This is a genomic window from Streptomyces sp. NPDC003720, from assembly GCF_042875075.1.
In the GTDB taxonomy this organism is placed as follows: Bacteria; Actinomycetota; Actinomycetes; order Streptomycetales; family Streptomycetaceae; genus Streptomyces.
Genome location: NZ_JBIANZ010000001.1, coordinates 597,113 through 619,545, shown reverse-complemented (window position 1 = coordinate 619,545; position 22,433 = coordinate 597,113). Strand labels below are relative to the sequence as shown.

The window sequence follows — 22,433 nt, the reverse complement described above, 5'->3', positions numbered from 1 at the left end:
CCCGCACGCGCCGATCATGCTCTTGCCCCGCCCGCGCGGGAGCGGATCACGAAGCGGCCCGCGGGGCGCCGGCCGTCCTTGCCGTACAGCGGGGCGAACCCGGGCGATCGAACATACGATGGGCGGGAATCGGTTGCGGCGGCCCTGGTGGCGCCGCCCCGTGAATCCGACCGCTCGGGGTGGGAGAGGCATGGCACAGGCCGCCGAGGCAGCGCGGACCGTCATCCTGACCGTGGACGACGACCCGGGGGTCTCCCGCGCCGTCGCCCGTGACCTCAGACGGCGCTACGGCGAGTCGTACCGGATCGTGCGCGCGGAGTCCGGCGAGTCGGCGCTGGAGGCGCTGCGCGAGCTGAAGCTGCGCGGGGACCTGGTGGCGGTGATCCTGGCCGACTACCGGATGCCGCAGATGAACGGGATCGACTTCCTGGAGCAGGCCCTGGACGTGTACCCGGGGGCGCGGCGGGTGCTGCTGACCGCGTACGCGGACACCAACGCGGCGATCGACGCGATCAACGTCGTCGACCTGGACCACTACCTGCTCAAGCCGTGGGACCCGCCGGAGGAGAAGCTCTACCCGGTGCTGGACGACCTGCTCCAGGCCTGGCGGAGCAGCGCGTACAAGCCGGTGCCCAGCACCAAGGTCGTGGGGCACCGCTGGTCGGCCCGGTCCTCGGACGTGCGGGAGTTCCTGGCCCGCAACCAGGTGCCGTACCGCTGGTACTCGGTGGAGGAGCCGGAGGGGCGGCGGCTGCTGACGGCGGCCGGGCAGGACGGGCGGCGGCTGCCGCTGGTGATCACCCCGGACGGGACGGCCCTGGTCGAGCCGGAGGCGCCCGAGCTGGCCGCGCGGGTGGGCCTGGCGACGACGCCGACGGCCGACTTCTACGACCTGGTGGTGATCGGCGGCGGCCCGGCCGGCCTGGGCGCCGCCGTGTACGGGGCCTCCGAGGGCCTGCGGACCGTACTCGTGGAGCGGTCCGCGACCGGCGGGCAGGCCGGGCAGAGTTCCCGGATCGAGAACTACCTGGGCTTCCCCGACGGGGTCTCCGGCGCGCAGCTCACCGACCGGGCGCGGCGGCAGGCGGCCAAGTTCGGCGCCGAGATCCTGACCACGCGCGAGGTGACGGGACTGGAGGTCAACGGGGCGGCCCGGGTGGTGCGCTTCGCGGACGGCTCGGCGATCGCGGCGCACAGCGTGATCCTGGCGACGGGCGTGCAGTACCGGCAGCTCCAGGCCGAGGGCTGCACCGACCTGACCGGCTGCGGGGTGTTCTACGGCTCCGCGCTGACCGAGGCGTCCTCCTGCCAGGGCCACGACGTGTACATCGTCGGCGGCGCCAACTCGGCGGGCCAGGCCGCGATGTACCTGTCCAGGTTCGCCAAGTCGGTGACGCTGCTGGTGCGCGGACCCGACCTGTCGGCGTCGATGTCCCACTACCTGATCCAGCAGATCGGCGAGGCGCCGAACATCTCGGTGCGCGGCCACACGGTCGTGGACGCCGCGCACGGCTCGGGCCGGCTGGAACAGCTGACGCTGCGTCATACGACCGGCGGGGAGACCGAACGCGTCGACGCGCAGTGGATGTTCGTGTTCATCGGAGCCGCCCCGCTGACCGACTGGCTGGACGAAACGGTGCTGCGCGACGAGCGCGGGTTCATCCTGGCCGGGCCGGACCTGACCGCCGACGGGCGGCCGCCGGCCGGCTGGGAGCTGGACCGGCCGCCGTACCACCTGGAGACCAGCGTCCCCGGCGTGTTCGTGGCGGGCGACGCCCGCGCCGAGTCCGCCAAGCGGGTCGCGTCCGCCGTCGGAGAGGGAGCCATGGCCGTCATGCTCGTCCACCGGTACCTGGAGCAGTCGTGAGCGGGCGGCCGGTGCCGTGCAGCCCGCAGGAGATCGGCTCCCTGTTCCTGTTCGAGAAGCTGTCGCCCGAGCAGCTCGGCCGGCTGTGCTGCGAGGGCCGGATGGAGCTGTTCGAACCCGGCCCGGTGTACACCGAGGGCGACCCCGCCACCTGCTTCTACGTGATGATCGAGGGCACGGTCGTGCTCTCCCGGCGGGTGGGCGGCGACGACGTGGAGGTGTCCCGCACCTCGCAGCGCGGGGTGTACGCGGGCGCCATGCAGGCGTACCTGGGCGACCGGGTGCGGCAGGTGTACAACAACTCGATGCGGGTGACGGAGCCGACGCGGTTCTTCGTCCTGCCGGCGGACACCTTCGCCAACGTGATGAGCGAGTGGTTCCCGATGGCCACGCATCTGCTGGAGGGGCTGTTCTTCGGTTCGAAGAGCACCCAGGCGGCGATCGGGCAGCGGGAGCGGCTGCTGGCGCTCGGCTCGTTGTCGGCCGGGCTCACGCACGAGCTGAACAACCCCGCCGCGGCCGCCGTCCGGGCCACCTCGACGCTGCGCGAGCGGGTCGCGAAGATGCGGCGCAAGCTCGCGGTGATCGCCGAGGGCCCGTTCTCGCGGGACGCGCTGGCGAGCCTGATCGAGATCCAGGAGCGCACCGCCGAGCGTGTCGCCAAGGCTCCGGCGCTCAGCCCGCTGGAGGCCTCGGACCGCGAGGACGCGCTCACCGAGTGGCTGGAGGACCACGGCCTCGAGCACGGCTGGCAGCTCGCACCCACCTTCGTCCAGGCCGGACTCGACGTGGACTGGCTGGAGCAGGTCGCGGCGGCCGTGGACGCGGACATCCTGCCCGGGGCGGTGGGCTGGCTCAACTACACCGTCGAGACAGAGCTGCTGATGGACGAGATCGAGGACTCCACCACCCGGATCTCGCACCTCGTGGACGCCGCCAAGCAGTACTCGCAGCTCGACCGGGCGCCCTACCGAGTCGTCGGCGTGCACGAACTCCTCGACAGCACCCTGCTGATGCTGTCCGGCAAGATCGGTCCGCGCATCGAGGTCGTCAAGGAGTACGAACCCGCGCTGCCGGAGATCCCCGGCTATCCCGCGGAGCTGAACCAGGTGTGGACCAACCTCATCGACAACGCGGTGTCCGCCATGAACGACGCTGGCGGGGAGGGCACGCTGACCGTGCGGACCGCGCTGGAGGGCGAGCAGGTGCTGGTGGAGTTCCGGGACACCGGGCCCGGGGTGCCGCCGGAGATCAAGAGCCGGATCTTCGACCCGTTCTTCACGACCAAGCCGGTCGGCCAGGGCACCGGGCTGGGCCTGGACATCTCCTGGCGGATCGTGGTGAACAAGCACCACGGCACCCTGCGTGTCGAGTCGGAGCCCGGCGACACCCGTTTCCAGGTGCTGCTGCCGCTGACCGCCGGGACACCGGAGGAGCGGTCCGCCCTGACCAACCCCGAGGAGGCAGCATGAGCGGCGAGTCCGCCATCGACCCGAGCGTCCCGCCGAGCGGCGCGGGCTGTGTGGAGTGCGACGCGGCCGGCGGGTGGTGGTTCCATCTGCGCCGGTGCGCGGCCTGCGGTCACATCGGCTGCTGCGACGACTCCCCCGCCAAGCACGCCACCGCCCACTGGAAGGCGACCGGTCATCCGGTGATCCGCAGCTTCGAGCCGGGCGAGGGCTGGTTCTGGAACTTCGAGACGGGCGAGCTGTACACCGAGGGTCCCGAACTCGCGCCGCCTGCCGGGCACCCCGCGGACCAGCCGGTGCCGGGTCCGGCGGGGCGGGTACCGGCCGACTGGGCCGACACGCTGCGCTGAGGCCGGTGCGGCGCGCCGGGCGGCCGGGTCCGGGTCAGCGCGCGCAGTCGAGGGTGTGCGGGTCGACGGCGCCGGCCAGGGCCCGCATTCCGGCGTCGTCGAGGTGCAGGTGGTCGCCGTTGTCGAAGGCGGACCGCAGCCGCGTGGGCTCGTGGGGGCCGCGCAGGACGCGGTCGAAGTCGACGACGGCGTCGAACGCGCCGCCCGTGCGGATGAACCGGTTGACCTCCTGGCGCACGGCCTCGGCGGCCGGGTCCCACTCGGACCAGCCCTCGAACGGGCCGATGGTCGCGCCGACCACGCACAGCCCGGCCGCGTGGGCCCGCCGGACGATCGCCCGGTAGCCGGCGATCAGGTCGGCGGCGGTGACCCCGGTGTGGGCCTTGAGGTCGTTCACGCCCTCGAACAGCAGGAGGGTGCGGGCCCCGGGCTGGCTCAGGACGTCCCGCTGCAGCCGGTGCACGGCGCCGGTCCCGGCGTCGTCGCCGAGCACCTTGTCGCCGCTCATCCCCTCGTTGGCCACGCCGCGCACGGCCGTGGGGGCCGCGTGCAGGCGCCGGGCGAGGTAGTCGGGCCAGCGCCGGTCGCGCCCCGGGGTGGACTGCCAGCCGTCGGTGAGGGAGTCGCCGAGCACCACCACGGCTCGGGTGGCGGGGTCGGCGGGGCGTACGGAGACGGCGTCCAGGTACCACCAGGAGCCCGTGGGCCGCGTCCAGCCGGCCCCGCTCGTCTCGGCGGTGTGGTCGCCCTGGCCGACGTACGACGTCTGCAGCGCCAGCGCGTGCCCGGTGGCCGGGCCGGCCGCGTCGGGGGTGTGCAGGCTGACGGCGAGATCGGCGCCGGCCGGGACGCGCCCGGGCAGCGGGTCGCTCCACACGGCCGCCCCGGTGGGCACGGTGACCGCCCGGGAACCGCGGAAGGTGAGCGGCCGGTCGCTGCCGGGGACGAGCGCCGCGCCCGTGCGCCGCAGTCCGGCGCGGACGCCGTCCAGGGTCAGGGGGCGGTCGCCGAAGGCGTTGGAGAGGCGCACGCGCAGGTCGCTGCCGGCCACGCTGGTGTGCACGATCAGCCGGTAGCTCCGGCCGGCGGCGCCCTCGCCGAGGCGGTCGGCGCTCGCCGCCCAGGTGACGACCTGGCCGGGGGGCCGGCCGGCCGGTGCGGGCGGCCCGGTGACGGCGCGCACGGGCGCCCACTGGCAGGCGAGGGTGACCAGCACCGCGGCGGCCAGGCGGCGGACGCGGCCGGACCGGCCGGTCACCGGACGGGCTCCCCGGCCCCGGCGGACCCGCCGGGATCCGGACGGAGCGTCCGGGGCGCGTCTGCGTGTGCCACGGACGTCATGGTCCCGCCGCGCCCGCCGGAGCGCCACCCCGGCGGGCGGAGGCGCCCGGACGTGCGGATGCCCCGCGCTGGGCGGGGCATCCGGTGGTGCGGGGTGCGGTCGTCCGTCAGTGGCGGGCGGCCGGGGTGTTGGCGGCGGTCACGTTGACCGCGGCCCACGCCTTGTCCACCGTCTTGTACTCGGTGCTGGTCGAGCCGTACAGGTCCTTGGCCGCCTTCAGCGTCGCGACGCGCGCGCCGTGGAAGTCGGTGGTGGAGACCATGTAGCGGGTCAGCGCCCGGTAGAAGATCGCGGTGGCCTTGGTGCGGCCGATGCCCTTCACCGTCGAGGCGTTCTGGTAGGTCGGCGAGTCGTACTTGACGCCGCCGATCGTCTTCGTGCCGCTGCCCTCCGCGAGGAGGTAGTAGGCGTGCGAGGAGACGCCGGAGCCGGCGTGCACCTCGGTGAAGTACGTGTCCGGCGTCCAGTAGTCGATCGTGCCCTCGAGCTTGTCGAGCGAGGGGTGGTCGAGGCGGCGCAGGAACTTCTGCTCCAGGCCCATCTTCTCGCCGATCAGGTAGTCCGGCGTGTCCTTCGCGTTGTTGGCGTAGAACTCGACGCTGGAGGCGAAGATGTCGGCGAGCGACTCGTTGAGCGAGCCGGGCTCGCCGTACTGGTTGCCGCGGCGGTCGACGAAGGTCGGCTGGAGGTCGGCGGTCGACTCCACCACGCCGTGGGTCAGCTCGTGGCCGGTGACGTCGAGGACGACGAGCGGCTTCTTGAAGACATCGCCGTCACCGTCGCCGTAGAGCATGCAGCCGCACGTGGGGTCCCAGAAGGCGTTGGCGACCTTGCTGCCCCAGTGGACCATGCCGCGTGCGGCCTTGGAGTTGTTGGCTATGCCCTTGCGGTTGAAGGTCTTCTTGTAGAAGTCCAGCGTCTTGGTGATGCCGTACTGCGCGTCGGCGGCGGCGCTGACCCGGCTGGAGGTCTTGCCGTTGCCCCACACGTCGGTGGTGTTGGTGAACTTCGTGCCCGAGCCGAAGGACTGCAGCTTCCTGCCCTTGGCGTCCCGGGTCTCGGTGCCGTACCGGTTCGGGTCCTTGAGCTGGTAGTGGCCGCGCGAGGTGGCGGTGGTGGTGAGGCCGACGTTGCCCACGAAGAGGGTCTTGCCGGTGCCCTTGGCGGTCGCCGGGTAGCGGGTGACGCCGGAGAGACCCGGGCCGGCCAGGCCGGACCCGGTGGCCGAACCTGTGCCGGTGGCCGGGTCGGCGCTCTCGCCGCTCTTGCGCAGCGCGCCGAGCAGCTTCGGCGACAGGAACTCGTCGACGTCGGGCGTGTTGCTGCGCACCTTGCCGGTGACGGCGTCGACGACGACGGTGCTGGAGGTGCCGTTGTCGGTCACCGTGACCTGGTAGGCGAGGGCGGCGGAGCCGCCGCGGGCGTCCACCACCAGTTCGGCGTCGCCGGCCTCGCCCTTGGCGGCGCGGGCGGCCTCGGCCGCGGCCTGTGCGGCCGTCAGCGCGGGCCGGGCGGCCGCGGGCTTGACGGCGTGCGTGGCCGCGCTGGTCGCCCCCGTGTAGGCCAGCCGCCGGTTCAGGTGGACGACGAGGTCGCCGCCGAGCACCGGCATCCCGTTGTGGGTGCGGACGAAACGGACGTGGCGCGCGCCCTCGGGGTCGACGAGCACGTCCTGGGCGTGGAGTTCGTCGCCCTGGGCGATGCCGGTCGCCGCGGTGTGGGCGAAGGCGGCGGCCTGCGCCGCCTTCACCACCGCCGTGGCGGTCGAGGCGGTGGCCGCGGCGGAGCGCTCCCCGTTGGCGGAGGGACCCGCGAAGGCCGTACCGGCCAGACCCGTGGCAGCGGTCGCCACCGCGACGGCGATCGCCGCGGTGCGTATGTGCGGTCTACGCAATCTGATCAGGGTTCCTTCGATCGAAGGGGGCAGCTGTTCCCAACCGCCCTGATACGTGGCGGAGTTGAGCGCCACGGGGGCTGGTCGGGCCCCGGAGGTAACCCTTATGGATCAGTCATGCACACGTAAAGGCGGAATGATCCATTTCGCGCTCTTCTATGGCAATCCTTTGCAAATGCCTGCCACAGGGTGATCACGAGATGACCAACTGTGTGTCGACTGTGGAGACGTTGCCGCAATCCCCTAGGTTCCAGGCCGGAATGTGACCGATGTCGCATGGCGAACCGCGAGGACGGGAGTGGAGCCGGATGGTCTCAGGAATGGCGGGCAGGGGCGCGGTACTCGGAGCGGCCGTCCTGTCGCTGGTCACGGTTCCGGCGTGGGCCGCGGCCCCGCAGGGGGGCGCCCGGGCGCCGGCGCTGCCCGCCCCCGACCTCGGGGGCCTGGACGCGGTGCTGCACTCGGCGGTGGACCAGGGCGCGCCGGGCGCGCTGGCCCGCGTCGACGACGGCGACGACTCGTACCTGGTGACCCGGGGCTTCGCCGACCGGAGCACCCGTCAGGGAATCAGCGCCGCGGACCGGTTCCGCATCGGCAGCGTCACCAAGTCCTTCTCGGCCGTGGTCCTGCTGCAACTGGCCGACGAGCACAAGCTGGACCTGGACGCCCCGGTCAACCGGTACCTGCCGAAGCTGCTGCCGGACGACCGCATCACGGTCCGGCACGTGCTGAGCCACCGCAGCGGCCTGTACGACTACAGCAACGACATGTTCGCGCAGAGCGTGTCCGGCTTCGAGGCGGTCCGCAACAAGGTCTTCGGCTACCGCGACCTGGTCGCCCTGTCGCTGAAGAAGCCCCGCACCAACGCGCCGGGCGCCGCCTACGCGTACTCGAACACCAACTACGTGGTCGCCGGCCTGCTCATCGAGAAGCTCACCGGCGCGTCCGTGCGCAGCGCCTACGAGAAGCGGCTGATCACCCCGCTCGGGCTGCGCGACACGTTCTACGTGCACCCGGACACGAAGATCCCGGGCCGGCACGCCCACGGCTACCTGACCCCGGACGCCGCCGGTGCGAAACTGGTCGACGCGACCGACCAGACGGCGTCCTGGGCGCAGAGCGCGGGCGCGCTCATCTCCAGCGCCAGGGACCTGAACACCTTCTACTCCGCACTGCTGCGCGGCAAGCTGCTCTCCGCCGCCCGGCTCGCCGAGATGGAGCGCTTCACCCGGGTCGACGCCACCACCTCGTACGGGCTCGGGCTGCGCCGGCGCGACCTGTCCTGCGGCGTCTCGGTGTACGGGCACACCGGCGCCGTCCAGGGCTTCTACACGTACGCGTTCGCCTCGAAGGACGGCAAGCGGGCGCTCACGGCCGCGGCCAACACCTCCAACAACGCCAAGGTGCTCGGCACGCTGGCGGGCACGCTGGAGTCGGCGTTCTGCGGCAGAAGCACGGGCAAGGGCAGCGACAAGGGCACCGGCAAGGCGCTGCGCGTCCCGGCCGCCGGGGAGCGGGACGTGAGGCAGTGACAGCACCCTTGCGGGGCAGGGCAATCCGGTGACCGGACGGGCACGTGCCGTGATCTTGGCGGAACGAGTGCGTCCGGGACACCATGCCCCGCATGAAGGGTTCCCTCTTTTCCAGTGAGCACGTGGTACGGCCGGCCGTCGAGGCCGGCATGACCGTCGAGAACGCCAAGTGCATCAAGTACGCGGTGAACGGCGAGATGCACGCGCGCCAGGGCGCGATGATCGCCCACCGCGGCAGCCTCCAGTTCGAGCGCAAGGGCCAGGGCGTCGGCGGGATGCTCAAGCGCGCGGTCACCGGCGAGGGGCTGCCCCTGATGGCGGTGCGCGGCCAGGGCGAGGTCTGGTTCGCGCACGAGGCGCAGAACTGCTTCATCGTCGAGGTCGAGCCGGGCGACCTGTTCACCGTCAACGGCCGCAACGTGCTGTGCTTCGACGCCTCGCTGTCGTACGAGATCAAGACCGTGAAGGGCTCGGGCATCGCCGGCGGCGGCCTGTTCAACAGCGTCTTCAGCGGACACGGCCGGCTGGGCCTGGTCTGCGAGGGCAATCCGCTGGTGATACCCGTCTCGGCGCAGCACCCGGTGTACGTCGACACCGACGCGGTGGTCGGCTGGACCGCGCACCTGCAGACCTCGCTGCACCGCTCGCAGTCCCTCGGCTCGATGCTGCGCGGCGGTTCGGGCGAGGCGGTGCAGCTGATGCTCCAGGGCGAGGGGTTCGTCGTGGTGCGGCCCAGCGAGGCGACGCCGCAGAAGGCGCAGCAGCACTGACGCCCCGTGAAGTGATCTGCGCCGCACGGGCAACCCCGTTCCGCCCACCGGCGTCTTGACCCACGACAGACCGTGCCCCGGCCTGCGGGCCGGGGCACCTTTCCGACGTGCTATACACACTGTGTATACATGTTGTGCATAGAAGGGCACGCATGTACGGCAAGGCTTTCGCCCCGGAGTACCAGGGCGCCCTGACCACCCTGTCCGTGAACTCCTCGCTGGTCGACGTACTGGCCGAGGGCACCGAGCGGCTGCGTGAGGCCGAACGGTCCGGCCTGGCGGGCGAGGTGGCCCGCTGCGGGCTCGCGGTCGCCGAGGCCCAGCGGCGGCTCGGCCGGGTGCGGGACGCCGACCGGGCCTGGAAGGCGAGCTACCGCGCCGCCCGGGAGGCCGGCGACACGGCCGCGATGGCGTGGGCGCTGTGGAGCGGCGGCACCCTGGCCCGGCAGCGGGGAGCGTTCCCGCTGGCGTGGCGGCTGCTGGGGCTCGCCGCCGAACTCGGCGAGCGGGGCGGCGACGTCGTGGTCCGCGGCTACTCGCTGGCGGGTCTCGCGGAGACCGGGCGCATCCAGGGCGACTACGAGGCGGTCGGCCGGCTGCACGAGCAGCTGCTCGCCGAGGCGCGCAGGCGCGGGGAGGCCCGGCACACCGTGTGGGCGCTGGAGGGCATCGCGCAGATGCACCGCAACACCGGCGACCACGACCGGGCGTACGCGCTGTTCGAGGAGGCGGCGGAGATAGCCGAGCGGGCCGAGGACCGGCGCGGCCACGCCTGGGCGCTGCGCGGCCTGGCCGACATCGTCTCGGTCCGCGACAGCGACACCGGGCGGGCGCTGGAGCTGCTGTCGCGGGCGGAGGCCGCCTGCCGGGCGATGAACCTCTCCAGCGCGCTCGCCTACAACCACAAGATGCGCGGCAACGTCCTCTACCGGGCCGGCCGTTACTCGGAGGCCCGGGAGCTGTACGAGCTGGCTTTGGAGGAGTTCCGGGCGATGAGCGAGCCGCGCGGCGAGGCGCTGTCCCGGCTCGGCCTCGCCAAGTCGCTGGCCCGCCTGGGCCGCGACCGCTCCGAGACGGCCGCCGAACTCGCCGAGCTGGACCGGGTGCTGGAGCGCGCCGGGCTGCGGCACGCGCGGGAGATGGTGGCCCGGGCGCAGCGGGAGTTCGGCCTGGACGCGGAGGCCGTACGGTGAGCGCGGTCCCTCCAGCGGTGCAGGCGCCGCCCCCGGCCGTGAGCACCCTCGACCGCTGCCGTGAGCTGGTGCGTCCGGCCCTGGCGGAGGCGGTGGGGCGGCTGCACCCCTGGGTGGCCGAGATGGCCGCGTACTCCTTCGGCTGGTGCGAGGTGGGCGGCGCGCCCGCCGCCGCGCCGGGCGGCAAGGGGGTGCGCCAGGCGCTCGCGGTGCTCGGCGCCGAGGCGGCGGGCGCCGACGCGCGGGCCGGGATCCCGGCTGCGGTCGCGGTGGAGCTGGTGCACGCCTTCTCGCTGCTGCACGACGACATCATGGACGGCGACGCGACCCGGCGACGCCGCCCGGCGGTGTGGAAGGCGTACGGCACGGGCCCCGCGGTGCTCGCCGGGGACGCCCTGTTCGCGCTCGCCGTGGAGACGCTGGCCGCCGCGCCCGGCGGACCCGGCGGCGTGCGGCTGCTCTCCGCCGCCCTGGCCGACCTGGTGCGCGGGCAGGCCGACGACCTGCTGTTCGCCACCCGGCCCTGCGCCGGGCCGGAGCGGGTGACGCCCGGGGAGTACCGGGTGATGGCGGAGCGCAAGACGGGCGCGCTGCTCGGCTGCGCCGCCGCGCTCGGCGCCGCGCTCGGCGGGGCCGGGGAGCCGGCCGTCGCCGCGCTTGACCGGGCCGGACGCCATCTGGGCGTCGCCTTCCAGCTCGTGGACGACGTGCTGGGCGTCTGGGGCGACCCCGCGGTCACCGGCAAGCCGGTGGGCGGCGACCTGCGGGAGGGCAAGAAGACCTTCCCGGTGCTGTTCGCCCTCGGCTCCCCCGCCGCCCGGCACCTGCCCGCGCTGCTGGGCCCGGCGGGGCGCCCCGAGGAGGCGGCGGCGCTGATCGAGGCGGCGGGCGGCCGGGCGGCGGCGCTGACGGAGGCCCGCGCGCACACGGCCGTCGCCCGGGAGCTGCTGCGCGGACTGCCGCCGGCCGCGGGCGCCACCGGGGAACTGCTCGGCCTGCTGGACCACCTGGTGGACCGCGACCTCTGAGAGTTGACCTCGCCCGTGCCGGCGGGTCAGGGTGCCGACGGCGCGGGTTCCCCGTCCCGCGCCGGGAAGGTGGACGACCTTGACCAGCCTGATCGGCCTCCCGGAGATCGAGGCCGCCGCACGGCGGATCGCCGGCCACGTCGTGCGGACGCCGACCGTGCCGAGCCCCGGACTCACGGACCTGCTCGGCGTCCCCGTCACCGCCAAGCTCGAACTGCTGCAGCGCACCGGATCGTTCAAGGCGCGCGGCGCCACGGCCAAGCTGCTGTCGCTTGGCGAGGCCGAGCGCGCGGCCGGCGTGGTGGCGGTGAGCGGCGGCAACCACGGGATCGCGGTCGCGGAGATGGCGGCGGCCCTCGACGTGAAGGCGACCGTGGTGATGCCGCGCACCGCGCCCGCGCGGTCCATCGCGCTGGCCGAGGCGGCCGGGGCGTCGGTGCGCCTGACCGACGGCATGGACAGCGCCTTCGCTCTGGTGATGGTCCTGCGGGACGAGGGGCTGACCCTGGTCCACCCGTTCGACGATCCGGTCGTCATCGCCGGGCAGGGCACGGTGGGACTGGAGCTGGCCGAGGACACCGCCGGCTCCGACGGGCCGACGGACGTCCTGGTCAGCGTGGGCGGCGGCGGCCTGATCGCCGGAGTGGCCGCCGCACTGCGCGCCCGCTGCCCGGGGGTGCGGGTGTGGGGCGTGGAGACGGAGGGCGCCGAGGCCATGTCCGGCGCGCTCGCGGCGGGCGGTCCCCGGCAGCTGCCGGTGTCCTCGCTCGTCACCACGCTGAGCGCGCCGTCCGTGTCCCGGCTGACGTACGACCATGTGTCGGCGCTGGTCGAGGAGGTGCTGGTGGTCCCGGACCGGGAGGCGGTGCGGGGCTGCCTGGACCTCGCCGAGCGGGCCAAGCTGTGGACCGAGCCGGCCGCCGGATGCCTGCTTCCGGCGGCGCGGCGAGTGCTGGCCCGGGTCGGCGCCGAGGCCCGGATCGGGCTGGTGGTGTGCGGCGGCAACGCGGCGCCCGGGGAGCTCTTCGGCTGGGCGGACCGCTTCGGGCTGCTCTGACACGACCGCAGCGGCCGGGGACGACACCGCGCCCCTGCCAGGGAAACGCGCCGCACAGCCGGGCGTCTACCGTCGGTAACCCGCAGGTCGATGCCCGGCCGCGCGCCGTCTTCGTAACCCGGCGGCCGGTCGGCGCGTTGAATAAAAGGCAGAATCGGGGCTCCGGTCGCGAATCCGTTGAACGCACCCCCGCGCACCCCGCGTACCTCTGGGCAAGTCGAGTCAGGGGTCTCAGCGAGGGATGACCATGGTCAAGGAGCACGTCTCCGCACACGGGCTGGTCGGCGGCCGCTACCGGCCGCTAGAGGTCCTCGCCCGCGAGACGAACCGGCTGTGGTGGCACGCCGAGGACGTGGCGTCCGGCCAGAGCCGGCTGATGGCGCGGACCGAGCTGCCGGAGACCGCCGACGCGGACACCGTGCGGCGCGCCACGGCGCGGGTGGTGCGGACCGGCGAGATCATGCGGCTGCTGTGTCCCGGGCGGGTCGCGACGGTCGTCGACGCCGTCGTCGAGGAGGGCGTCCTGTGGACGGTCATGGACCGGATCGAGGGCACGCCGCTCGGTGAACTGCTGGACCGGGAGGGGCCGTTCCACCCGGTCCGGGCGGCCCGGCTGGGCCTGGAGGTCCTCGACGTGCTCCAGGCGGCGCACGACGAGGGCATCACCCACGGCGAGCTCAGCCCGGGCCAGGTCTTCGTCCGGGACAGCGGACCGGTCCTGGTGGCGGGGTTCGGGCTGGCGGGCACGACGCTCGCCCCGCGGCTGACCGCGCCGTCGTACGCCTCGCCGGAACAGGCCCGCGACGAACGCGTGGGACCGGCCGCCGACCTGTGGGCGCTCGGCGCGATCCTCTACACGATGGTCGAGGGGCGGCCGCCCTTCCGCGACCGCGGCCGGCCCGACGCGACGCTGCGTGCCGTGGACCGGCTGCCGCTGCGCACCCCGCTGCGCACCGGCCCGCTCACCCAGGCCGTCCAGGGCATGCTGCGCAAGAACTCCCACGAACGGCTGAACCGGGGCGTCGTGCGGGACGCCCTGGTGCGGGCCCTCGACGAGGACTCCGACGCGGACCTGAGCCCCGCGCCCCGGCTGCGCGACGCGTACGCGGCCGTGCGGCACGCCGCCCCCGCTCCGGGCAGGCGGCTGATGGTGGCCGGGACCGCCCTGGCCCTCGTCACCGTCGCGGCCGCCGTGCTCGCCGTGACCCACCGGCTGCCCGGCACCTCCACCGCGGCCGCCCCGCCCCGTACCACCGCCACCGCCGCCCCGACGCCCGGCGGCACCCGCGACGGCGGCCCCGGCCCCGGCGTCAGCCCGGGCCCGACCGCCTCCCCCGCGCTGCCGGCCGGCTACCGGCGCTACGCCGCTCCGGAGGGCTTCTCGGTGGCCCTGCCGGCGGGCTGGAAGCGCCTGGCCACCGCACGCGCGGCCGACCGCGCCTACCGCGTCACCTTCGGCGCCGGCGGCGACTCCCCCACCCTCGCCGTCACCTACAGCGAGCGCGTCGGCCCGGACCCGGTCGCCGTCTGGCGCGAGGAGGTGGAACCGGCGCTGGCGCGGCTGCCCGGCTACCACCGGATCGGCGCCGTGCGGGCCCTCACCTACCGGGGGCACCGGGCCGCCGATCTCGAATGGGTGGCGGGCTCCGGCGCGGCCCGGACGCACACCCTCGGGCGGGGCTTCCTCCTGGGCGGTGGGCGCGGTTTCTCCCTGCGGTACACCACACCGGCCGCGGACTGGGGCGACTCCGAAGGCGCCGTCGCCCTGGAGACCTTCCTGCGGACCTTCCGCGAACCGGCGGGCTGACCGGCGGACCCGGCCGTTTTCGCTCCGGCAGCCCGGGGACTCGCTCAGGTATGGTGCAAATCGGATACACGATGATGGCCGAGCAGGCCGGCCCCCGGGACCTGGTGGACCACCTGGTGCGGGCCGAGGACGCCGGCTTCGACTTCTCGGTGACCTCGGACCACTACTTCCCGTGGCTGCGTTCCCAGGGCCATGCCCCGTACGCGTGGAGTGTGCTCGGCGCCGCGGCGCAGGCCACGTCGCGGATCCCGCTGATGACGTACGTGACCTGCCCGCTGATCCGCTATCACCCCGCCGTGGTGGCGCAGAAGGCGGCGACGATGCAGTTGCTGTCCGAGGGCAGGTTCCGGCTCGGGCTGGGCGCGGGCGAGAACCTCAACGAGCATGTGGTGGGCGGCGGCTGGCCCCCGGTGGACGTGCGCCACGAGATGCTGGAAGAGGCTATGGAGATCATCCGCGCGCTGCTGGACGGCGGCCACGTCACCCGTCACGGCACGCACTACGACGTGGAGTCGGCCCGGCTGTGGGACCTGCCGGACCAGGCGCCGCCGATCGGCCTCGCCGTCTCCGGCGAGCAGTCCTGCGAACTCGCCGGCCGCCTCGCCGACCTGGTCATCGCCACCGAGCCGAAGAAGGGGCTGCTGGAGGCCTTCGACCGGCACGGCGGCAGCGGCAAGCCCCGGGTGGGCCAGCTGCCGGTGTGCTACGACGCCGACCGCGACACCGCGATCCAGCGCGCGCACGACCAGTTCCGCTGGTTCGGCCTGGGCTGGAAGGTGAACGCCGAACTGCCGCACCCGGACTCCTTCGAGTCCGCGACCCAGTTCGTGACCACCGACGACGTCGCCTCCGCCATCCCCTGCGGCCCCGACCCGGAGGCCTTCGTCGAGGCGGTCCGGCCCTACGCCGAGGCCGGGTTCGGGGAGGTCGCCCTGGTGCAGATCGGCGGTGACACGCAGCCGGAGTTCCTGGACTGGTCGGCGAAGACCCTGCTGCCCGCCCTGCGCGAGGAGTTCGGCTGACCCGGAGGGAAGGCACGGCGGTCACGGTTCGGATTGAGCCGTAAGGATGAGCATTTCGAGCCTGTACGGGGTACTAGAGGGCCCTACGCCGATTGCTTCCGGAGGACCTTGGTGAACCGCTTCGTGCACAAGACCCTGGTGGTGCAGCTCCAGGCGGAGGGCACCGCCCGGTGTCCGGTGCTCGCCCACCTCAGCTACGACGCCGAGGACCCGTTCGCCGTCACCGCCGCGTTCGGCCACGACGGCCGGGTGCTGGCCCGGTGGCGGCTGGACCGGGAGATGCTCTCCGACGGGCTGACCGGTCCGGTCGGTGTCGGCGACGTCCGGCTGCGTCCGGTGTCCGCCGGGCGGTGGCGGGAGCTGCGCATGGAATTCCTCGGCGACTACCGGGCCGACGGCGGCCGCCACCACGCCGTGGTGTACGCCTGGGCCCCCGCGATCGCCGCCTTCCTGCACGAGACCCGCGAAGTGGTCCCGCCCGGGCAGGAGGAGGTCCAGGTGGACGAGCTGCTGGCGGAGATCCTCTCCACGGGCTGAACGGCCGCCCGGGCGTGGCCGGGTGGCCGGGCCGGCGGACCGGGGCTGACGCGCCGGCCGCCGGCTGAGTCGTGTGCGCGGGGCGCCCTGAGTAGCCGTACTCATGTCCGCGCAGGCCCGCCGGCCGCACGATGGGGCTCCTTCGACGTCACCGAGTCCTCCGGCAAGGAGCCCCGCCATGACCGCAGTGCGCCCCGCCCCGCTCCTCCCCGCCCCCCGTCGCGTGCCGCCCGCCCTGTTCGCGGGCGTGGTGGCGGTGGGCCTCGCCGTGTCGGCTTGGGACGTGCGCGACCGCACCACCTGGTTCCTCGAGACGTTCTGGGCGCTGGCCGGGCTGCCCCTGGTGGTGCTGCTGTGGCGGCGCTTCCCGCTGACCGGGCTGCTGTGCGGGCTGCTCGCCGCGCACGCGCTGGTGCTCGCCGTCGGCGGCCACTACACGTACGCGCAGGTGCCGTTGGGCGACTGGGTGCGCGACGCCTTCGGCCTGTCCCGCAACCCGTACGACCGCTTCGGGCACCTGATGCAGGGCTTCGTCCCGGCCGTGCTGGTGCGTGAACTGCTCGTCCGCACGTCGCCGCTGCGCGGCAGCCGCTGGCTGGCCCCGCTCACCGTGTGCGCCTGCCTCGCCTTCAGCGCCTGCTTCGAGCTGCTGGAGTGGGCGGCCGCCGAGATCGGCGGACACGGCGCGGACGCGTTCCTCGCCACCCAGGGCGATGTCTGGGACACCCAGTGGGACATGTTCTGCGCGCTGATCGGGGCGGTGCTCTCCCTGCTGCTGCTCAGCAGGGCGCACGACCGCCGCCTGGCGGCTCTGGCGGCACGCACCGCCGGCTGACCGGTCAGTCGTCGCTGCGGCCGGTGTGCCGGCGGCGCGCCCACAGGGGCAGCCCGTACCAGCACACCAGGTACCAGATGACCACGGCGGTCACCAGGTAGGGGACGTAGCCGTTGTGCGTGGCGACCCGCAGGATGAGCAGCAGCGAGGAGGTCATCGTGGCGAGCAGCAGGACCAGGCCGACGAAGGTCAGCCGCGAGGCGATGCGCACCGCCTGGGGCTTGACCCGGCGCCCGGAGACCAGGCGGTGCAGCGACACCGGGCCGATGAGGGCGCCGGTCGCGCAGGCGCCCAGGACCACGGTCACGATGTAGATGAGCTGGTCGGTGGGGGCCAGCGTGGCGTACTTCGGCTGGAAGACGACGGTCAGCAGGAATCCGAAAAGGATCTGCACGCCCGTCTGGGCCACGCGGACCTCCTGGATGAGCTCACCCCACATCCGGTCGGCCCGCTCCTCCTGGGTCTCGTCACGGCCCGTACGCCGTCCCTCCTGCGTCATGCGATCCGTTTAACCGGGGGAACGTTCGTTCAAACGGACGGTTTCGCGGGGACTACCAGCGGTGTTCGACCTGCTCCCGGACGCGGCGCTCGTACAGTTCGCGGATCGCCGCGTGCGTCTCGGCGGACAGCGCCGGCAGCTTGGCCGCGGCCGCGTTGGCGCGGGCCTGCTCCGGGTTGCGGGCGCCGGGGATGACCGTGGTCACCCCGGGCTGCTCGATGATCCAGCGCAGGGCGAGCTGGGCCGGGGTGAAGCCCTCGGGGGCGAGCGCGGCGAACTCGGCGGCCGCCTCGACGCCGGTGGCGTAGTCGACGCCGGAGAAGGTCTCGCCCTGGTCGAAGGCCTCGCCGTGCCGGTTGTAGGTGCGGTGGTCGTCGGCGGCGAAGACCGTGTCCTTGGTGTACTTGCCGGACAGCAGGCCGGAGGCGAGCGGCACCCGCGCGATGATGCCGACGCCCGCCTCCCGGGCCGCGGGGAGCACCTCGAGGAGGGGCTTCATGCGGAACGGGTTGAGGATGATCTGCACGCTCGCCACGTTCGGCCGGGCGATCGCGGTCAGCGCCTCGGCGCAGGTCTCCACGCTCACGCCGTACGCCGCGACGCGCTCCTCGGCCACCAGGGTGTCGAGCGCGTCGAACACCGCGTCGGAGGAGTAGACGGGGGTCGGCGGGCAGTGGAGCTGGACCAGGTCGATGCGGTCGACGCCGAGGTTGCGGCGGGACCGGTCGTTCCAGGCGCGGAAGTTGTCCAGTACGTAGTTCTCCGGGGTCTGCTCGACCCGGCGGCCCATCTTGGTGGCCACGAGCACATGCAGGTCGGGCCGGCTGCGCAGGAAGGTGGCGATGGTCTCCTCGCTGCGCCCGTCGCCGTACACGTCGGCCGTGTCGAAGAAGGTGACGCCGGACTCGGCCGCCGCCTCCAGGACGGACAGGGCCTCCTTGTCGTCGACCTCGCCCCAGTCCGCGCCGAGCTGCCAGGTGCCGAGTCCGACGACCGACGCCCACTGTCCCGACCTGTCCATCACGCGTTCGTCCATACCGCCCAGTCTGTCATCCGGTCTCCCGGGCCGCCGGACCGGGTGGTTCCGGCGGCGGGCGGCTGCCGGGCGCCTCAGGGCCGCGGGGCGTCAGGCAGCGGGGTCAACTGCGCCTGGACGAGGGGACCGTAGCGGTCGGCGATGGCGTCGAGGTCGGTCCCGCGCAGGTGCGGGCCGCGGGCCACGCCGTACATCACGCCCAGGCCGAGCAGGCCCGCGACGGCGAGTTCGGCGCGCAGTCCCCGGTCGGGGCCGGTGAGCCGGGCGGCGAGGCGTTCGGTCACCTGGGCGCGGAAGTTGGCGCGCAGGACCTCGCCGTGCTCGCCGTGCAGGGGGGCGAAGGCGATCCGCACCAGCGGGTCGGCGCCGCGGTCGCGCTGGCTGGCCAGAACGTGCCGGACCATGTGCCGGCCCAGCTCGTCCAGGGGTGCGTCGAGCAGGTCGTCGGCGTCGGTGTCGAAGGACATCACGCGGGCGAAGAGGGCGTCCTTGTTGCCGAAGTACTTCAGGATCAGCGGCGGGCTGACCCCGGCCCGTTCGGCGACCGCCCTGAGCGTGATGTCGGCGTGGGCGTGGCGGGCCAGGAGGTACCGGGCGGCTTTCAGGATGGCCGTCCGGGTGGCTTCGGCGTCGCGCCGCACGGGGGCGGTTTCGCGGTCGGCCGGCGCGGCCGCCCGGGGGCCGGATGGAGTGCTCACGGCACTCATGCTCCCTCCATCGCCTCGTCGCGGGCGCCCCGGGTGCCCCCGCGAGCGCGCCGGACGCCGCCGGCGGGCCCGTCGCCGGGTATGGACAGGGCCGCGGCGCAGGCGACCAGGGCGACGGCGCCGGCCATCGCGAACGCCAGCAGGTAGCCGTGCAGGGTGGGCACGGGCAGAGAGCCGACGAGACTCGTGTGGTGGACGAGCACGGCGGCGACGGCGGCGCTGGAGGTGGCCTGGCCGATGGTCCGCATCAGGACGTTGACGCCGTTGGCGGATGCCGTCTGGGCGGCCGGGACCGCGCGCAGGATGAGGGTCGGCAGCGCGGAGTAGGCGAGGGTGGTGCCGGTCGCCACCACCGTGGCGCCGAGGATGATCATCCACAGGTCGCGGCTGTCGGCGATGCGCAGCGCGTAGCCGCAGGCGATGACGGCGGCGCCGAGGGCGAGGGTGACGCGCGGGCCGCGGGAGGCCGAGATGCGGGCGGACAGCGGCGAGAAGAGCAGCATGGTGACGCCGCCCGGCAGCAGGCACAGGCCGGTGGCGACGATCGACAGGCCGAGGCCGTACCCGGTGGCCTCGGGCGCCTGCACGAGCTGGGCGGTCACCAGCGAGTTCGCGTAGAAGGCGAATCCGGTCAGCATGGCCGCCACGTGGGACAGGCCCACCCGGGGGCGGGTGACCAGACGCAGGTCCACCAGGGGCCGCTCGGTGCGCAGCTGATGCCACCACCACAGGGCGAGCACCACGGCGGCGGCGAGGAACAGGCCGAGGACGCGGGGGCTGCCCCAGCCCCACTGGCCGCCCTGCGACACGCCCAGCAGCAGGCTCACCAGGGCGACGGCCAGGCCCAGCGCGCCGAGGACGTCGAAGCGGCCCGGCTCGCGCACCGGGGACTCCCTGACCGCCCACCAGGTCGCCGTCACGCCGAGCGCGCCGAGCAGGCTGGTGAGCCAGAACATGGTGTGCCAGTCGGCGTACTGCACCACGAGCGCGGCCAGCGGCAGGCCGAGCGCGGCGCCGATGCCGACGGTGGAGCTCATCAGCGCCACCGCCGAGCCGCGGCGCTCCGGCGGCAGTTCGTCGCGCAGGATGCTGATGGACAGCGGGACGACGGAGGCGGCGGCGCCCTGGAGCGCGCGGGCCGCGATAAGCACGCGGATGTCGGAGGACAGGGCGCACATCACGGAGCCGGCGGTCATCAGGGCGAGCGCGCCGATGAGCACCCGCCGCTTGCCGTACATGTCGCCGGCCCGGCCGAGCACGGGCGTGAGCACCGCTCCGGAGAGCAGCGTCGCGGTGACCATCCAGGAGACGCTTGCCGCCGACGCCCCGGTGAGCCGCGGCAGGTCCGGCAGCAGGGGGACGACGACCGTCTGCATGACGGCCATGAGGATGCCGCCCGAGGCCAGCACGGGAATGGTGAGCCGGTCCCGCAGCCGGGGCGGTGCGGCCTCGGCGCCTGGCGGGGACGTCGGTGCTGGCTGGTCCATCGGCGCTCCTGCGGGCAGCGTGAAGACGTTGGTGAATAACAATTCACCCTATCGGGTGAATGGCCATTCACCAACGTCTCCGGCTCAGCGCCGTTCGGCGGCCGAGCGGGCGTGCAGGGCGCGCGCCGCCCGGGGACCCAGCCAGCGCTTGAGCCTGCGCAGCACCTCCAGTTGGCCGGCCGCCTTGTCGATGCCGTAGTAGAGCTGCGGCGGGACGTGGGGCAGCAGCGGGGAGTGGCGCTGGCCGAGCAGGGCGAACATCCGGTGCGGGGGCAGTTCGACGTAGCGCGGCAGGTTCTCGTACCACTGGGCGCTGTAGCGGGCCGCGCTCTGCGCCGAGAGCAGTTCGGACCTGCGCTGCCGTTCGTAGGCGGTCAGGGCCTCGGGCAGGGAGGCGTGCCGGCGCAGGGAGCCGGCGAGGCACATGGCGTCCTCCAGGGCGAGGGTGGTGCCCGCGCCGATGGAGTAGTGGGTGGTGTGGGCGGCGTCGCCGAGCAGGACGAGGTTGCCGTGGTGCCATGTGCGGTTGGTCAGGGTGCGGAAGGCCGGCCAGGGCGCACCGCCGCCCGCCGGTGAGCGGTCGATGAGGGGGTGGCCGTCGAGCACGCCGGCGAAGAGCTTCTCCAGCAGCACGAGCCCCTCGCCCCGGTCCGCGCGGTCCAGGCCGAGCCCGGCGAGGGTGTCCGGGGCGCACTCCACGACGCAGGTGCTGTGGTCGTCGCCGTACTTGTAGCCGTAGGCCCAGATCCAGCCGTGCCCGGTCTCCACGAAGGCGAACGTGAAGGCGTCGAAGACCTTGGTGGTGCCGAGCCAGGCGTAGCGGTTGCGGCCCTCTTCGAGCCGGGTGCCGAAGTGGCCGGCGTGCCGGGTGCGCAGCGCACTGTGGACGCCGTCGGCCGCCACGACCAGGTCCGCCTCCGGCAGGCCGGCCGCTGGGACCTCGCTGCCGAACTCCAGGCGTACGCCGAGGGAGCGGGCGCGGCCGGCGAGGATCTCGAGCAGCCGGTGGCGCCCGATGCCGTGCCCCTCGTCGCCGGGCTGCCGGGCCACCTGGCCGCGGATGTGCGCCACGCCCTGGTTCCAGCGCACCGAGCTCTCCTCGATCGCCCGGGCGGACTCGGGGTCGTGGGCGTGCAGCCGGTCGAGCAGTCCGCGCCAGTACGTGACGCCCCAGCCGTAGGTCGAGCCCTCGGGGTCGCGTTCGTGGACGGTGACGTCGTGGGACGGGTGCTGCCGCTTGAGCAGGATGGCGAGGTACAGGCCGGCGGGCCCGCCTCCGACACAGACGACCTTCACGCGCACACCCCTGTCGGCTACTCAACGTGCTCGGACGACACCGCAGGGTAGCAGGGAGTCAGGCGTGGGGGCGGGTTTGCGGATCGCGTCAGTCCGGCGCGGTGACCCGCGCCACCCCGGCTGCCCGCCGACAGGAAGGAATTGCCCGTTCCGCGTTGGCGCGGGCCACCCCTACGGCAAGATCATCTTGGTTCAACCTTGCACGTCATGTGGGCAATTGTCCGGATCGCAGCCAACCGGTTCCGGATGATTTCCCCCTGCCCCGAAGGTCCCGGTAGGCATGCGGAGACACCACTCGCCCCCCCGCAGGAGGACCCGCATGCCCGAACTCACCCGGCGCCGCGCGCTCACCACGGCGGCCGCCCTCGCCGCCACGGCCTCGGCCGTCACCCTCGCCGCGCCCGCCGCGCCGGCCGCCGAGCACCACCACGGCGCGCCGGACTCCTTCGACGAGGTCTACCGGGGCCGCCGGATACAGGGCCGCCCGTCGGACGGCGGCGGTCACCACGAACACGGCGGCGGCTACGCCGTGTTCGTCGACGGTGTGGAGCTGCATGTGATGCGCAACGCCGACGGCACCTGGATCAGCGTGGTCAGCCACTACGACCCGGTGCCCACCCCGCGTGCCGCCGCCCGGGCCGCGGTGGACGAGCTGCAGGGCGCCCCGCTGCTGCCCTTCCCCGCCAACTGACCGCCCCCGCACGG

20 protein-coding genes are annotated in these 22,433 nt (G+C 73.8%); 13 read left to right on the top strand and 7 right to left on the bottom strand.

The window, feature by feature from the left end; translation table 11 throughout:
* Nucleotides 1-190: 190 nt before the first annotated feature.
* The 3 genes from ACFYU0_RS03105 to ACFYU0_RS03095 are packed head-to-tail and all read left to right on the top strand — an operon-like array spanning nt 191 to nt 3,686.
* Nucleotides 191-1,867, top strand: a complete 1,677-nt coding sequence (locus tag ACFYU0_RS03105; protein ID WP_351661197.1) for an FAD-dependent oxidoreductase — start codon at nt 191-193, stop codon at nt 1,865-1,867.
* Entirely contained in the window at nt 1,864-3,339 is a 1,476-nt protein-coding gene (locus ACFYU0_RS03100) for an ATP-binding protein (protein WP_389297401.1), read from the top strand. The genes ACFYU0_RS03105 and ACFYU0_RS03100 overlap by 4 nt, the downstream gene beginning before the upstream one ends.
* A complete protein-coding gene (locus ACFYU0_RS03095; protein WP_351661190.1) occupies nt 3,336-3,686 on the top strand; it encodes a UBP-type zinc finger domain-containing protein in 351 nt (116 codons plus the stop codon). The genes ACFYU0_RS03100 and ACFYU0_RS03095 overlap by 4 nt, the downstream gene beginning before the upstream one ends.
* Before the next feature lie 34 nt (nt 3,687-3,720).
* Here ACFYU0_RS03095 and ACFYU0_RS03090 read toward each other — a convergent pair whose 3' ends face one another.
* Nucleotides 3,721-4,944 carry an SGNH/GDSL hydrolase family protein gene (locus tag ACFYU0_RS03090; RefSeq protein WP_389297399.1) on the bottom strand — a complete coding sequence of 408 codons (1,224 nt, stop codon included), beginning with the start codon at nt 4,942-4,944 and terminating at the stop codon, nt 3,721-3,723.
* Nucleotides 4,945-5,134: 190 nt separating this feature from the next.
* On the bottom strand, nt 5,135-6,922 hold the full coding sequence (locus ACFYU0_RS03085; protein WP_389297398.1) for a M4 family metallopeptidase: 1,788 nt from the start codon (nt 6,920-6,922) through the stop codon (nt 5,135-5,137).
* 308 nt (nt 6,923-7,230) lie between these two features.
* On the opposite strand from ACFYU0_RS03085, the gene ACFYU0_RS03080 reads away from it, so the two are divergent.
* The 9 genes from ACFYU0_RS03080 to ACFYU0_RS03040 all read left to right on the top strand — a co-directional run bounded on the left by ACFYU0_RS03080 (nt 7,231) and on the right by ACFYU0_RS03040 (nt 16,703).
* Entirely contained in the window at nt 7,231-8,454 is a 1,224-nt protein-coding gene (locus ACFYU0_RS03080) for a serine hydrolase domain-containing protein (RefSeq protein WP_389297397.1), read from the top strand.
* A 92-nt stretch (nt 8,455-8,546) separates the two neighbouring features.
* Nucleotides 8,547-9,224, top strand: coding sequence for an AIM24 family protein (locus ACFYU0_RS03075; protein WP_351661178.1), 678 nt, complete (start codon nt 8,547-8,549; stop codon nt 9,222-9,224).
* Nucleotides 9,225-9,376: 152 nt separating this feature from the next.
* Complete coding sequence (locus ACFYU0_RS03070; protein WP_389297395.1) at nt 9,377-10,417, top strand: tetratricopeptide repeat protein; 1,041 nt, start codon at nt 9,377-9,379, stop codon at nt 10,415-10,417.
* Nucleotides 10,414-11,445 (top strand): polyprenyl synthetase family protein, encoded by a 1,032-nt coding sequence (locus ACFYU0_RS03065; RefSeq protein WP_389297394.1) that lies wholly within the window; start codon nt 10,414-10,416, stop codon nt 11,443-11,445. Before ACFYU0_RS03070 ends, ACFYU0_RS03065 begins: the two co-directional genes overlap by 4 nt.
* 88 nt (nt 11,446-11,533) lie before the next feature.
* The gene (locus tag ACFYU0_RS03060; protein ID WP_389297958.1) at nt 11,534-12,502 is read left to right on the top strand and encodes a threonine/serine dehydratase; all 969 of its coding nucleotides are present in this window, start codon (nt 11,534-11,536) and stop codon (nt 12,500-12,502) included.
* A 241-nt stretch (nt 12,503-12,743) separates the two neighbouring features.
* The gene (locus ACFYU0_RS03055; RefSeq protein WP_389297393.1) at nt 12,744-14,309 is read left to right on the top strand and encodes a protein kinase; all 1,566 of its coding nucleotides are present in this window, start codon (nt 12,744-12,746) and stop codon (nt 14,307-14,309) included.
* Between the two features lie 50 nt (nt 14,310-14,359).
* Entirely contained in the window at nt 14,360-15,331 is a 972-nt protein-coding gene (locus ACFYU0_RS03050; RefSeq protein WP_389297391.1) for an LLM class F420-dependent oxidoreductase, read from the top strand.
* Between the two features lie 111 nt (nt 15,332-15,442).
* Complete coding sequence (locus ACFYU0_RS03045) at nt 15,443-15,868, top strand: SsgA family sporulation/cell division regulator (RefSeq protein WP_351661163.1); 426 nt, start codon at nt 15,443-15,445, stop codon at nt 15,866-15,868.
* Between the two features lie 178 nt (nt 15,869-16,046).
* Nucleotides 16,047-16,703, top strand: a complete 657-nt coding sequence (locus tag ACFYU0_RS03040) for a DUF2238 domain-containing protein (RefSeq protein ID WP_389297388.1) — start codon at nt 16,047-16,049, stop codon at nt 16,701-16,703.
* A gap of 4 nt (nt 16,704-16,707) precedes the next feature.
* Here ACFYU0_RS03040 and ACFYU0_RS03035 read toward each other — a convergent pair whose 3' ends face one another.
* The 5 genes from ACFYU0_RS03035 to ACFYU0_RS03015 all read right to left on the bottom strand — a co-directional run bounded on the left by ACFYU0_RS03035 (nt 16,708) and on the right by ACFYU0_RS03015 (nt 21,734).
* Nucleotides 16,708-17,202: a DUF6328 family protein gene (locus ACFYU0_RS03035; RefSeq protein WP_351661157.1), complete on the bottom strand. Its 495-nt coding sequence runs from the start codon at nt 17,200-17,202 to the stop codon at nt 16,708-16,710.
* A 52-nt stretch (nt 17,203-17,254) separates the two neighbouring features.
* Nucleotides 17,255-18,238, bottom strand: coding sequence for an aldo/keto reductase (locus ACFYU0_RS03030; RefSeq protein ID WP_351661154.1), 984 nt, complete (start codon nt 18,236-18,238; stop codon nt 17,255-17,257).
* Between the two features lie 74 nt (nt 18,239-18,312).
* Nucleotides 18,313-18,945: a TetR family transcriptional regulator gene (locus tag ACFYU0_RS03025; protein WP_389297386.1), complete on the bottom strand. Its 633-nt coding sequence runs from the start codon at nt 18,943-18,945 to the stop codon at nt 18,313-18,315.
* A complete protein-coding gene (locus tag ACFYU0_RS03020; RefSeq protein WP_389297385.1) occupies nt 18,942-20,432 on the bottom strand; it encodes an MFS transporter in 1,491 nt (496 codons plus the stop codon). Before ACFYU0_RS03020 ends, ACFYU0_RS03025 begins: the two co-directional genes overlap by 4 nt.
* A gap of 84 nt (nt 20,433-20,516) precedes the next feature.
* Nucleotides 20,517-21,734 (bottom strand): FAD-dependent monooxygenase, encoded by a 1,218-nt coding sequence (locus tag ACFYU0_RS03015; protein WP_351661145.1) that lies wholly within the window; start codon nt 21,732-21,734, stop codon nt 20,517-20,519.
* 313 nt (nt 21,735-22,047) lie between these two features.
* Here ACFYU0_RS03015 and ACFYU0_RS03010 point away from each other — a divergent pair, with 313 nt between their 5' ends.
* Nucleotides 22,048-22,419 (top strand): tyrosinase cofactor, encoded by a 372-nt coding sequence (locus ACFYU0_RS03010; protein WP_389297384.1) that lies wholly within the window; start codon nt 22,048-22,050, stop codon nt 22,417-22,419.
* Nucleotides 22,420-22,433 lie beyond the last annotated feature (14 nt).

Bases quoted from the DNA above. Each gene is read 5' to 3' on its own strand.
- ACFYU0_RS03105 (WP_351661197.1), top strand. From the start codon at position 191: ATGGCACAGGCCGCCGAGGCAGCGCGGACCGTCATCCTGACCGTGGAC.
- ACFYU0_RS03095 (WP_351661190.1), top strand. From the start codon at position 3,336: ATGAGCGGCGAGTCCGCCATCGACCCGAGCGTCCCGCCGAGCGGCGCG.
- ACFYU0_RS03080 (WP_389297397.1), top strand. From the start codon at position 7,231: ATGGTCTCAGGAATGGCGGGCAGGGGCGCGGTACTCGGAGCGGCCGTC.
- ACFYU0_RS03075 (WP_351661178.1), top strand. From the start codon at position 8,547: ATGAAGGGTTCCCTCTTTTCCAGTGAGCACGTGGTACGGCCGGCCGTC.
- ACFYU0_RS03070 (WP_389297395.1), top strand. From the start codon at position 9,377: ATGTACGGCAAGGCTTTCGCCCCGGAGTACCAGGGCGCCCTGACCACC.
- ACFYU0_RS03055 (WP_389297393.1), top strand. From the start codon at position 12,744: ATGACCATGGTCAAGGAGCACGTCTCCGCACACGGGCTGGTCGGCGGC.
- ACFYU0_RS03050 (WP_389297391.1), top strand. From the start codon at position 14,360: ATGGTGCAAATCGGATACACGATGATGGCCGAGCAGGCCGGCCCCCGG.
- ACFYU0_RS03040 (WP_389297388.1), top strand. From the start codon at position 16,047: ATGACCGCAGTGCGCCCCGCCCCGCTCCTCCCCGCCCCCCGTCGCGTG.
- ACFYU0_RS03035 (WP_351661157.1), bottom strand. From the start codon at position 17,202: ATGACGCAGGAGGGACGGCGTACGGGCCGTGACGAGACCCAGGAGGAG.
- ACFYU0_RS03030 (WP_351661154.1), bottom strand. From the start codon at position 18,238: ATGGACGAACGCGTGATGGACAGGTCGGGACAGTGGGCGTCGGTCGTC.
- ACFYU0_RS03025 (WP_389297386.1), bottom strand. From the start codon at position 18,945: ATGAGTGCCGTGAGCACTCCATCCGGCCCCCGGGCGGCCGCGCCGGCC.
- ACFYU0_RS03020 (WP_389297385.1), bottom strand. From the start codon at position 20,432: ATGGACCAGCCAGCACCGACGTCCCCGCCAGGCGCCGAGGCCGCACCG.
- ACFYU0_RS03010 (WP_389297384.1), top strand. From the start codon at position 22,048: ATGCCCGAACTCACCCGGCGCCGCGCGCTCACCACGGCGGCCGCCCTC.